Origin of the sequence: Pseudomonas brassicacearum (assembly GCF_003732265.1) — a bacterium.
Classification (GTDB): Bacteria; Pseudomonadota; Gammaproteobacteria; order Pseudomonadales; family Pseudomonadaceae; genus Aquipseudomonas; species Aquipseudomonas brassicacearum_D.
Genome location: NZ_MOBK01000015.1, coordinates 1 through 12,216, shown reverse-complemented (window position 1 = coordinate 12,216; position 12,216 = coordinate 1). Strand labels below are relative to the sequence as shown.

Here is a 12,216-nt window from a genome sequence, read left to right as displayed (position 1 = left end):
CAACCCCACTGCTCATCCAATAAGAACCAAAAGCAATGAAGCTGACATTCCTCCTGTTGCTGCTTTGTGGAACGGCACCGATGGCGTGGGGCTGGTCCAACCACACGGTCGGCAGCTACCTGGCGTTGCAGGATCTGCCGGCCTTGCGCGATGCCCCGCAGGTCGAGGTCGAGCCGTTGGAGCAGTTTCTCGCGCAACAATACCCAGCCGTTTCTGCGCTGCTGGACGAACAGGAACGCTTCGCTCGCGAGCACTTCGCCCAATACCCGCCGCGCCCCGATAACCTGAAGTTGCCCGCCGTGCCTGGGGACAATTTGCGCCACGACTTCCTCACCGCGCTGCGGATCAATCCGCAGATTCATCTGGCCATGGTTATCCAGCCGATGCCGGGCAAGGACCTGCCCGAGCGAGAACACCTGAAGGCCGAGCAGGTCATGGTTGAGCAGACCCTGTCGCCGTGGAATCGCCAGCGTTTCATCCGCGTAACGGACGGCGAAAAAGTCGCGCCCCTGGCCGTGTTGGCCAGCGCCGCCGATGAACCTGATTACGGCCACGACATCAACCTGTTCAGCGATAACCCAGGCGAGGTGGGCGCGTTGTACGGCTTCGGCCCGCAGCCCTTTGGCGATGCGCGGTTTCAGTACAGTTCCCAGGCGCCGTTCCATATGGGGTTCTTCCATGAAAGTGCGGTGGTGTATGCCGCGGCCGGATTTCTTCAGCGCAGCTGGCCGGACTGGCGCGCCTACCAATACATGGGATTGGCGCGACTGGCGTTTGCCAGCGGCCATCCTTACTGGGGTTATCGTTTTCTCGGTTGGGGCCTGCACCACGTTCAGGACCTGACCCAGCCTTATCACGCCAAGCCACTGCCCGGCGTTGAACTGGCGAGCCTGCTGCTATTGGAAAGCAAGGCGCTGGCCGGCTTCGATTCGGACAAGAAGGCAGCTATCGAACGGGTCGCCACGCGGCACATGGAAGTGGAGAAGTATCAGTCGACCTGGCTGCGTCGCGTGCTGCGCGCCGGCCAGGCCCATCCGATGCTCGACGCATATGCCGACGCTGCACAGGACGCCGGTTATCCACCGTACTCAGTCGACTATCTGCGCGACGTGGTGAGCGCCGAGTCCGCCGACGCATCCGCAGCCTTTGATGAAGCCATCGGGCAGTGGCTGGACACGGCGCCGATCACCAGCGATTTCAGCGCCGGTAACCAGGTGCAGCGCGAAGACTTCGACCATCCGGCACTGAACCAACAGCTGTTCACACTGCTGGGGCATTTCGGTGCGCACAGCCGGATTTATGTCGATGCGGGTTTGGCGCCATAGCCATCGCGACAACGACGTAGAAACCCTAAAAACAATAAAACCAGGGAAGAGGAACAGATCATGAGAACCCGATTTCGCCTGTCTGGCGCGGCGCTCCCCGGCGTCGGCCTGGCAGGGCTGCTGCAACTGTGCGCGGTCGACGGCGTGCAGGCCGAAGAATTCAGTGTGCTGGACAATCAGGTCACCGGTTCATTCGACAGCACCTTGTCCTATGGCCGCTTGTGGCGGGTCCAGGGCCGGGACAAGAACAACGACGACATCAACACCAACGACGGCAATCGCAACTTCGACACCGGGCTGGTTTCCGAGGTGTACAAGATCACTTCGGAGCTGGAAGCCAACTATCAGAACTACGGGATGTTCATGCGCGGCACCGCGTTTTATGACACCCAACTGATGGACAAGCGCAACGATTACTACCGCAACAACAACCCGTCGCAACCGAGCCAGAGTTACCCGCAGGACGACCACTTCACCGGCCAGACCCGCGATATCGCCGGCAGCCGGGTGGAGATGCTCGACGCTTATCTCTATGGCAACTGGGACGTTGCGCAGATGCCGGTCACGGCTCGTATCGGACGCCAGGTGTTCAACTGGGGCGAGGGGATTTTCTACCGGGGCGGGATCAACACCACCAACCCGGTGGACGCGGCCAAATACCGTTTGCCCGGCGCCGAAGTCAAGGAAGTGCTGGTGCCGGTGGAGGCACTCAGCTTCAACATCGGCCTGACCGACACCCTGACCATGGAAAGCTTTTACCAGACCAACTGGAAGGAAACCCGCATCGACCCGGTCGGCACGTTCTACTCGCAGACGGACCTGTTCGCCGACGGCGGCAACACCGGCTACAACAACTTCACCGATACCGCGCTGGACACTCCGGTACCCGGTTTCGGCAACGTGATCGGTCTGTACAGCGCGCTGGGCAACAACCCCGCGCTCAACCAGGCCCTGAGTTCCACCGGCCTTTACGCCAATGGGGTCACTCCAACCTTCGGCAATATCGTCAAGGTCGCCTCGGTCGGCAAGGATTACAACGCGCGCAATGACGGTCAGTTCGGTTTCGCTTTCCGCTACATCGCCGAACAACTCAACAGCACCGAGTTCGGCTTGTACATGGTCAATTACCACGCCAAGGAGCCGACCGTTTCCGCCGATCTGGGTGGGTACCAGGGCATCGACATGAATGCCCTGACCAACCTGTTGACCGGTGTCGCCGGCAGTCAGGCGGGGCAACTGGCCAACGGCCTGGCGACCGTGGATGTACTGGGCAATATTCAGGCGCATCGCCGTTACGCCGAAGACATCCGCATGTACGGCTTCAGTTTCAACACTACGCTGGGCCAGGCGTCGGTGTTTGGTGAAGTGGCTTATCGGCCGAACTTGCCTATCGGCGTTGCGGCCACCAACGACCTGATCGGCGACCTGGCCAACGGCGCTGCCGCCGCGGCGGCCGGCCAGACCATCAACATTGGCGGGCAGCAGGTCACGCTCGCCAGCCAGATCAACAACGCTACGCGGGTCGAAGCGTTCAACACCTCAGTGGGCACCATTTACAACTTTGGCCCGAGCCTGTCGTTCGACTCGATGTTCGGCGTGTTCGAACTGGCGTCCGAGCACCTGCGCGGCAGCAGTTTGCAGTACACCGCGTACGACGGCAGCACCCGTTACTACGCGGGTACCGGTAACTTTTCCTATGTGTCCGGCGGTGATCGCGCCGACCAGGTCAACCGCAATTCCTACAGCTACACCGCGATGTTGAACGGCACCTGGAACGACGTGTACGCCGGGGTCAACGTCTCGCCTTACGTCGTCTACAAGGACGACTTCGAGGGCAACAGTTATCAGGCGGGCAACACCATCGAAGGCCGCAAGGCCTACACCCTGGGGATCAAGGCCAACTACCAGAACAAGCTGGAGGCCGAGCTGCAATACACCGAGTTCTACGGCGGCGGGCAGGACAACGGCCTGCGTGACCGCGACAACGTCGGCTTCAACCTCAAGTACTTCCTTTAAGTGCTACACGCAGACCAAATGTGGGAGCGGGCTTGCTCGCGAAGGCGGTGTATCAGGCGACATCTGTGCTGGATGTGCCGCCCTCTTCGCGAGCAAGCCCGCTCCCACATTGGATCTTCTGTGTCTTGCTGACCGCAGCAGGATTTATTTCGGAGAACGATGATGTTTCACACCTCACGCCTGACCAAAACCACACTGGCGCTGATCCTGAGCCTGGCCGCCGGCAGCACGCTGGCCGCCATTTCGCCCCAGCAAGCCGAGCAATTGAAAACCACCCTGACACCGCTGGGCGCCGAGCGTGCAGGCAACGCCGCCGGGACCATTCCGGCGTGGGCCGGCGGCATCACCCAGGCACCCGCAGGCTACAAACCCGGTCAACACCACCCGGACCCGTACGCGGCGGACAAGCCGCTGTTCACCATCACCAAGGCCAACCTCGATCAGTACAAGGCCCACCTCAGTCCGGGTCAGGTCGCCCTGTTCAACAGCTACCCCGACACCTTCCAGATGCCGGTCTATCCCTCTCGCCGGTCGGGTTCGGCACCGCAGTGGCTGTATGACAACACCTTCAAGAATGCGACCTCGGCCAAGCTGCTCGAGGGTGGCAGCGGTTTTGCCGACGCCTATGGCGGTGTGCCGTTCCCGGTGCCCAAGGACGGGATCGAAGTGCTGTGGAACCACATCACCCGTTATCGTGGCATCTATGTGGTGCGGCGTGCTTCCGAAGCGCCGGTCCAGCGCAACGGCAGCTTCGCGCTCGTGACCTCGCAGCAGGAAGGGCTCTTCAATTATTACCGTCCGGGCGGGCAGTTCGCCGACCTGAAAAACATCCTGTTTTACTACCTGGCGTTCGTGAAGAGCCCGGCCCGGCTGGCCGGTGGTGCGGCGTTGATTCACGAGACTCTGGACCAGCTCAAGGACCCGCGTCAGGCCTGGGTATACGACGCCGGGCAACGCCGTGTGCGCCGCGCGCCGAACCTGGCGTATGACACGCCGATCGCCTCATCCGACGGCCTGCGCACGGCGGATGATACCGACCTGTTCAACGGCTCGCCGGATCGCTACGACTGGAAGCTCAAGGGCAAGCAAGAGGTCTACATTCCGTACAACAACTACAAAGTCGGCAGCCCTGACGTGAAGTACGCGCAGTTGCTCACACCGGGTCACCTCAACCCGCAATTCACCCGTTATGAGCTGCATCGGGTGTGGGTGGTCGAAGGCACGCTCAAGCCGGGCTCGCGGCATATCTATTCCAAGCGTGTGCTGTTTATGGACGAAGATAGCTGGGGCGCCGCACTGGTGGATCAATATGACGGGCGAGGGGAGTTGTGGCGCGTGTCGATGGCCTACCTGAAAAACTTCTACGACCTGCCCACCACCTGGAGTGCGCTGGACGTCTTCCATGACTTGCAGGCGCGTCGTTACTACGTGCAGAACCTGGACAACGAAGAACCGGCCACCGTGGACTTCGCCCAACCAGTGCCGGAAGACGCGTATTTCATGCCGTCGGCCTTGCGCCAACGCGGGACGCGGTAACTTCCCTGACGCATTCGCGAGCAAGCCCGCTCCCACATTTGATCGTGGTACGACGCCGATCAAATGTGGGAGCGGGCTTGCTCGCGAATGGTTCTTTCATTCACCGCACAGTGAACGTCAAACGCGGAAGTGGCTGACCATCTGCTGCAATTGCCCACCCAACCGCGCCAGTTCAACACTGGAGGCGGCGGTTTCGTCGCTGGCGGCGGCGGTCTGTTCGGACACGTCGCGTACGTTGATGATGCTGCGGCTGATCTCTTCGGCCACGGCGCTTTGCTGTTCGGCAGCGGCGGCGATCTGCTGGTTCATCGACTGGATGTTGGACACCGTACGGGTGATGTTTTCCAGCGACACACCAGCCTTGCGCGTCAGCGCGACACTGCTGTCGGTCAGGGCGCGGCTGTTGTTCATGACCGCCGACACCTGTTGCGTACCATTTTGCAGAGCGGCCACCAGGCCTTCGATTTCTTCGGTGGATTTCTGTGTGCGCTGGGCCAGGCCCCGCACTTCATCGGCCACTACCGCAAAACCACGACCGGCTTCACCGGCGCGCGCGGCTTCAATCGCGGCGTTGAGCGCCAGCAGGTTGGTCTGTTCGGCGACGGCCTTGATCACATCCATGACGCTGCCGATCTTGTCGCTTTCCTGTTGCAGCACGCTCATGGCTTCGGTGGAACGCACGACTTCGCTGGCCAGACGCTCGATCTGGGCGATGGCTTCGTTGACCACTTTGTCGCCTTCACGGGCTTCGCCGTCTGCCGCGGCGGCGGCTTGCGAGGCTTCTTCGGCGTTGCGCGCGACTTCCTGCACCGTGGCGGTCATCTCGTGCATGGCGGTGGCGACCTGATCGGTTTCGATCTTCTGGCTGTTCACCCCGGCGCTGGTTTGTTCGGTCACGGCCGACAGTTCTTCGGCGGCGCTGGCGATTTGCGTGACGCCGTCGCGGATGCCGCTGATCAGATCGCGCAGGGTCACGCCCATGCGCGCGATGCCTTGTTGCAACACACCGAGTTCATCACGGCGCGTGACTTTGACATCCTGGGACAGGTCGCCGCTGGCGATGCGTTCAACCACGGCCAGGGTGTCGCGAATCGGGCCGGTGATTTGACGGGTGATGATCACGGCGGCAATCACGCCGACCAGCAACGCGAGCAAGGTGCTGATCATTTGCAAGGTGCGGGCCTGAGCGCTTTCGGCGTCGCGGCGGTCGAGCTGGATCTGATACAGCTGGTCGCTCAGGGTCACGATGGCGGCGCCCTGGTCGGTCATTTCCTTGCGCGCCTGCACCGCATCGGTGTTGGCCGCTTTAAACGACTGCAAGGCGCTGCGGTAGTTGACCAGCGCGGTTTCGAGCTGACGCAAGGCGTCTTGCTGAGTCTCGGCGAACTGCGCGTTGAGTGGTTTGAGGCTGGTAATCGCCACGTCCAGTTGGCCGACGGCTTTTTGTTCGGTCTCAGCGTTGGTGGTGGCGGTATAGCCGCGCACTTCATAGCGGGCCAGGATGAACGCTTCCTTGGCGGCGGTGATGGCCTGGAATTGCTCGAAGCGCTGATCGCTCAGCGGCATTTGCTGCACTCGGGTGCTGATGGCGTCGATCAGCGAGCTGGCGGTTTCAGCATTGGCGCCCATGGTGTCGCGGGCGCTGTTGCCGGTGCGGTAGGCGCTGCGCATTTTGTTCAGAGAGGTCTGGTACGCCGCAATGACGGTGCCTTGCTCTTTGAGCAGCTTGAGGTTTTCCGGGCTCTTGAATTTCGACAGCAACGCTTGTTGCTGAGCCGAGAAGGCGTCGAGGGTGGTCTGTACGTTCTGCGCGGCGGTTTCGTCGCCGTTGGTCAGCATGTATTGCAGGCGCACCACACGCAGCTTGGTCAGGCCGGCATTGAGCTGGGTGATGTCGCTCATCCAGTTGCTGCGGTCAATCAGGCTGCCCAGGCTTGTCCAGCCGGTCAGCGCCAGGACGCAGGTCAATGCCAGGACCAGGCCGAATCCCAGGCCCAGTTTCATGTTCACGCTGATATTGCCGAACCAGCTATTCATCAATTCCTCCAGGAACGTTGTGCTTCTTGATCGTCGATTGGCTGGAAGATTGTTGTTTTTGGGAGCCAGCAAGGTAGGTCGCAGGTGTGTATCGGCCGCATTCGCGAGAGCTGAAAGGATTTTGTAGGACGTACCCTGTAACAAGACTTTGCGTGGTTTTAAGCTTTTTTTCACATGAGTTTCACTCGCTGCCGACGCCTGCCTCATTACCCTCACCGGATTTGATGAGCGCGGTACGTGCCGGCGAGGCGGCTTGATGTGGAATTGAGACTGAATCTACTCGGGATAAAACGCTCGATCGATTTGAGCCGCTATGCCCGCTATCGCAATGCGGCGGTGGTGCTGGCGTCGGCGCTGCTGGTGATCCCGTTGACGGTCTGGCTGTTGCAGCCTGCCGCGGTGCCGGACCTGGCCCATGGCAATGTCGCGGGTGCCAAGGCACTGACGGACGGTTGGGCCAAGGGCGACATGATCGTGCTGGTGCGCCATGTCGAACGCTGCGATCACTCTCCGGCCCCTTGCCTGGCGGGCGATGATGGCATCACCGAGCGTTCCCGCAGCGTGGCGGTCAGTGTAGGCGAGCAGTTCCAGCGCCTCGGGATGAGCAAGGCGGACGTTTACAACAGTCCTATGGTCCGTACTGCGCAGACCGCCAATTTCATGTTCAGCAAGGCAGGCGTCGGCGAAGACTGGCTAATCAGTTGCAAGGGCACTATGTTGCGTGATGCCCTGGCGCACAAAGTGGCGGGGCGCAACCTGGTGCTGGTGACCCACAGCGAGTGCATGGCGCAACTTGAAAAAGACCTCAAGTTGCCGACCTCGACCCTGGGTTACGGCGCTTCATTGTTTATCTCCGCTCCAACACCGCAAACGACACACATGTTGGGTTTCATTGAAGCCTCCGACTGGCACACGGTAACCACCGAATGACTTTTTCTCTGGATCAGGACACACAATGCTGAATTTTTCCCGCCACCGCTTTTATTGGGTGAACTTCGGTATTGCGCTAGCCTGCGCGGCCGTGGTTTTCCTGATGTTTGACATGACCAAAATCGACATCTGGTTCAGCAACCTTCTTTTTGACCCGGTCACCCAGACCTTCCCGCTCGACAAGGTTCACTTCTTCGAGAAACTCACCCACAAGTGGGCGCGGATCATTCCGAACTGGACCGCTGAAATCGCCTTGATCGGCATGTTTCTTTCGTTTGCATGGCCACTGGTCAACCCGCAAAAGCGTCCGCGTATCGGTCAATTCCTCGAGCGAATCAAAGCAGCCCCCGTGCTGCGGTTTACCTACGACCATCGCCGTGACTTCATCTTTGTGGTGGTCGCGTTTTCCGTGTGCACCGGCGTGATCCATTTCCTCAAGGCGCACACCAGCGTGTACTGCCCGATTGAAACGACCCTCTACGGCGGCAAGATTGCTCACATGGAGTGGTACAACAACTTCCAGCTGTTCCGCGAAGCCGGCGACGGTCGCTGCTGGCCGGGTGGGCATGCGTCGGGCGGTTTCACCATGCTCGCGCTGTACTTCGTTGCGCGCCGTTACCAATGGCGTTTTTCCAAAGCGGTGTTGTGGTTCTCGTTGGTGCTGGGTTTCGTCTACGGCACCACGCGGGTTCTGCAAGGCTGGCATTACATGTCCCACACCTTCTGGGCCGGGATCTTCGTCTGGCTGGCGTGCCTGCTGACAGCCCTGGCGTTTTATGGCCGGGCCCGGCTGGATGTACCGGTGCTGCAAAAGGCCGAACGCTCCAGGGTTGATGTGGCTACAGGCTCACAAAGTAGTAAGCCTGTCGCCCCACCTTCATTGTCTTGAGCACCTTCAACGGCGCGGCCGGTTCGGTATCACCGGACATGACCGCGACGTTGGACGCTGATGCCGCGAGAAACTCATGCAGTTGCGCATCAGTGTCCAGGCCTTTGAGCAGGCGCTGGCTGTAGAACACACTGGCGCCACCCACTCGCTCATTGGCCTGGAACAGGGCGACCTGTTGTCCGTTGGCTTGCATCGTCTGAATCTGCGCGGTCAGCGGCACAAAGGACAAGGTGCGATCCGCCAGCGGCATCGCCCATTGCGCAGCGGCAAGGTAGCCGCCAATCACCACGGCGAACACGCCGATCACCCCACTCCGTCGATACCGTGCGATGCGCCCCAACAGGGTTGCAGCGGTTTCACGACCCTTCAGCTTTGCGTACAGCACACTCGCGTATTCCGCCGCAATCACCGCTGCCGCCGGTGTCATCGACATCAGGTACACGGTGCGTTTGCTCGAGGCTAGCGTCAGCATGGCGAACTGCGCCAGCAGCCACAGTGTGAAAAACAGCAAGTAACGATTGGCCACCAGACTTTTGCGGAAGTGCCAAAGCCCCAGGTACACCAGAATGTTCCACGGCAAAAACGCTTGCGGCAGCTTGGCCAGGTAGTAGTAGAACGGTTCGTAATGCCCGGCCTCGACGAACGAGCCGCTGAAGCGTCCGACACTGTTGGTCAGCAGCACATCCGTCACCGCCTGCGCTCCACTGCGCTGATAAAGCAGGGCGAGCCAGATCAGCAAAGGCACCAACCCCAGCAGCGTCAACAGTCCGGGGCGCAGCCAGGCCGCCAGGTTCAGGCGTTTGTCGATCAGCGTGTCGGCCAACAGGTACGCGAAGATCACCACCCCCGGCATGGCCAGGCCCAGCACGCCTTTGCTCAAGGTCGCGATAGCAATCCCTGAAGCAAACAGCATGGCGTTGCCGAGCGTCGACTTTTGTTGCCCTTGAAAGAACGCGAGCAACGCCATGCTCACGCCCAACGCCAGCAAGGCGTCTTCGCCGACGCCACGCACGTTGCTCCAGTAACTGGCCATGGTGGCGAGCAGGATGCCCGCCGTCCACGCGATGTCCTTGGGGCGGTCGAATCGACGCAGCATCGCGTAAAGAATCATCACGCTGAACAACCCGGCGAAGGCTGACGCCAGTCGCACGGCCCACGGTGTGCCGCCGAACACGCGGATCGCTGCGGCATCGAGCCATAAACTTAATGGCGGTTTTTCAAGAAACGGTTCGCCAAACAAACGGGGGGTCACCCAGTCGTTATCCAGGTGCATTGCCATGGCGATCCCGGCCACCCGAGCCTCGGTGGAACCTTGCAGTTGGTAATTGCCCAGCGCGAAGAAGAACAGCAAAGCGGCAAGCAGAAACAGTGAAGCGGCAGGGCGGGACATGGACGTCGAAGACCGGACAGGGAGCTGAGAGGCCGATCATAGGAAATGAGAGCTGAACGAAATGTGAACGGCACGTAGTTATCGAGTTATAGAAAACCCGACCCAATAGCGCCCTTTCTTGCAGGCAAAAAAAAGCCCGCGGGAGGGCGGGCAAACCGTAGTTTCTTGAATGAGCGAGGGCAATGTACCGATTGCTGAGGCGCGATGGGGTGAAGAAAAGTTCATGTAGATGAACGTCCTCGCGCCAGTGCGTCTACGGCAAGTGATCCGCCGCAAAGTCCGCCTCTGAACGCGCACGCAACTGGCCCTTGCGGCAGGCTTGCTGGAATCGTTCATAGTCGCGGTCATTCTGGTCGGTGTAGCTTTTTGCATACTTGACCAGCGCTTCTGCCAGCGCATCACTCTTGCCAATGTAGCCGCTGATCTGCGAAGCGTGCCCGGATGATTTGGCATGCGCGCGGGCGAGGGCGCGGCCACACAGGCGCCCATAGGCCGCAAAGGCTTCGGCATCGAAGTTTTCCAGTTCCGCTGAAATCTTCATGTCGCGCAACTGGCGTACATAAAAGTGTCGACCGCTGGGCCCGCTGGCCCAGCCAAGGAACAGGTCACTGGCCGACTGCATCAAGCGCTGACCATCGACCACGCGCTGACCCTCATGCCGGACACGGGATTTGACCTTCACGTAATCAGCCAGCACCGAAAGCCGCGCTTCCTTGAATTGCAGGAACAACGGGAACTCCTGTTCATCCGTCAGCAACGCCACCAGGCAGCGGGTGCCGACACTGCCCACACCCACGACTTTGAAGGCCATGTCGTGAACGTGAAACCGTGACAGCAACTCACGACGGTCGGCTTGCAGCGTGGCCCGGTATTCGCTCATGAATGTTTTGTACAGCGGGCGCCAGTCCGAGAGGCGCAGCCAGTCATCGTCGGCATCCAGCAGCGTGGTGTCTTTATGCAGGTGGAAAATTTCCGGCAGGTCATCGCGAATCACCAAATGACCTTTCGCGTCACGCTCGCTGATCTTTGGCAGCAGCTCAGCATGCGTCCGCCGCTCGGCCTTTTCGATGGCGCGCTCCACATGCTCCAGCGTGCTTTTGCTCGCCTGCTTGAGCAAATCATCGTAACTGATGGACTCGTACCAGTTCTCCAGCGAGCTTTGTTGGGCACATTCCAGCATGGTGTCCTGATAGGCGCGGACCACCTGGAAGCAGACGTCTTCCTCCACTGTTTCACCGTGGCGCAGGTCACGAGCTGCCACCATGAAACTTGCCACCAGACGTTTCAGGTCCCATTCCCACGGACCGGGGTGGACCTCGTCGAAATCATTCACGCTGAACAACAGATTGCGCTCGGGCGTGGCAAAACCACCGAAATTCATCAGATGGCAATCGCCGCAGATCGTCGAGACCAGGCCCATGTTGGGGGTGGTGGCCAGGTCGTGAGCCTGCAGCAAGGCGTTGCCGCGATAGAAGGTGAACGGCGACACGAGCATGCGGCCATATCGCAATTCGACCAGTGATTTGATTCGACCTTCGCTGGATCGCTTGATTAGCGGCAGTGGGTCACGGGTGACTTTTCCCATGGACGCTTGAGCTCTGCGCGAGCAGTTTTTGCGAGCAGCCTTGCCTTGCTTCAAGCGGTTCTCGAGGGTGGTCATGGGGGCTCTTTTTGGGTCGGTGTCATGGGGTGGGATCGAGGTGAGTGTAGAAGGGGTTTGGGTGGTTATGCGTAGGGTTCGGTGGGCGTGGTTTTGGAAGTGAGCGATTTTTGTGTGTCGTATACGCAACATCTACCTCTCGATGTTACGTATAAGGGACATTTTGTAAGGCGCCTGCGAGGGTCAGGCGCCTTACTTTCAATCGCGGGACTGTCAGATATTTTGTGTGCGGGCCGTTAACGGCCTGCCGTTAGGCAGCCATGCTTTTACCAGGTCGGCCTGATAAATCGATCTCCGTACAGAATCGCGAATTGATTCATCGCACTTTTCCAGTCATGGGCCGCGGAGCCCCAGTTTGCTGTGATATTGCGCAGTCCAAGCCAGATCAGTTTTGTCGCCGCATCGTCAGTCGGGAAGTGACCTCGGGTCTTGA

8 protein-coding genes and 2 pseudogenes are annotated in these 12,216 nt (G+C 60.1%); 5 read left to right on the top strand and 5 right to left on the bottom strand.

Annotated features, from left to right (window positions below):
* Positions 1-35 precede the first annotated feature (35 nt).
* The 3 genes from BK660_RS28475 (at position 36) to BK660_RS28465 (ending at position 4,877) form a co-directional block, all read left to right on the top strand.
* Entirely contained in the window at positions 36-1,325 is a 1,290-nt protein-coding gene (locus BK660_RS28475) for a phospholipase (RefSeq protein ID WP_123436163.1), read from the top strand.
* A 60-nt stretch (positions 1,326-1,385) separates the two neighbouring features.
* A complete protein-coding gene (locus tag BK660_RS28470) occupies positions 1,386-3,341 on the top strand; it encodes a DUF1302 domain-containing protein (RefSeq protein WP_185045235.1) in 1,956 nt (651 codons plus the stop codon).
* Positions 3,342-3,503: 162 nt separating this feature from the next.
* Entirely contained in the window at positions 3,504-4,877 is a 1,374-nt protein-coding gene (locus tag BK660_RS28465) for a DUF1329 domain-containing protein (protein ID WP_123436161.1), read from the top strand.
* Positions 4,878-4,994: 117 nt separating this feature from the next.
* Here BK660_RS28465 and BK660_RS33745 read toward each other — a convergent pair whose 3' ends face one another.
* Entirely contained in the window at positions 4,995-5,699 is a 705-nt protein-coding gene (locus BK660_RS33745) for a methyl-accepting chemotaxis protein (protein WP_404942962.1), read from the bottom strand.
* A 201-nt stretch (positions 5,700-5,900) separates the two neighbouring features.
* Positions 5,901-6,779 (bottom strand): annotated as a pseudogene (locus BK660_RS33740) (methyl-accepting chemotaxis protein); the annotation flags it as partial.
* Between the two features lie 393 nt (positions 6,780-7,172).
* Between BK660_RS33740 and pmrG the strand changes: the two are divergent.
* Both pmrG and BK660_RS28450 read left to right on the top strand, forming a co-directional pair.
* A complete protein-coding gene (gene pmrG / locus BK660_RS28455; protein WP_123436159.1) occupies positions 7,173-7,844 on the top strand; it encodes a lipopolysaccharide core heptose(II)-phosphate phosphatase PmrG in 672 nt (223 codons plus the stop codon).
* Positions 7,845-7,869: 25 nt separating this feature from the next.
* A complete protein-coding gene (locus BK660_RS28450; protein WP_123436158.1) occupies positions 7,870-8,733 on the top strand; it encodes a phosphatase PAP2 family protein in 864 nt (287 codons plus the stop codon).
* Here the strand turns inward: BK660_RS28450 and BK660_RS28445 are convergent.
* The 3 genes and pseudogenes from BK660_RS28445 to BK660_RS28435 all read right to left on the bottom strand — a co-directional run.
* Complete coding sequence (locus tag BK660_RS28445) at positions 8,684-10,123, bottom strand: ArnT family glycosyltransferase (protein WP_123436157.1); 1,440 nt, start codon at positions 10,121-10,123, stop codon at positions 8,684-8,686. The two genes, BK660_RS28450 and BK660_RS28445, sit on opposite strands and share 50 nt — an antisense overlap.
* Before the next feature lie 253 nt (positions 10,124-10,376).
* Positions 10,377-11,783 (bottom strand): DUF2252 domain-containing protein, encoded by a 1,407-nt coding sequence (locus BK660_RS28440; RefSeq protein WP_123436156.1) that lies wholly within the window; start codon positions 11,781-11,783, stop codon positions 10,377-10,379.
* A gap of 266 nt (positions 11,784-12,049) precedes the next feature.
* A pseudogene (locus BK660_RS28435) lies at positions 12,050-12,216 on the bottom strand (IS256 family transposase); the annotation flags it as partial.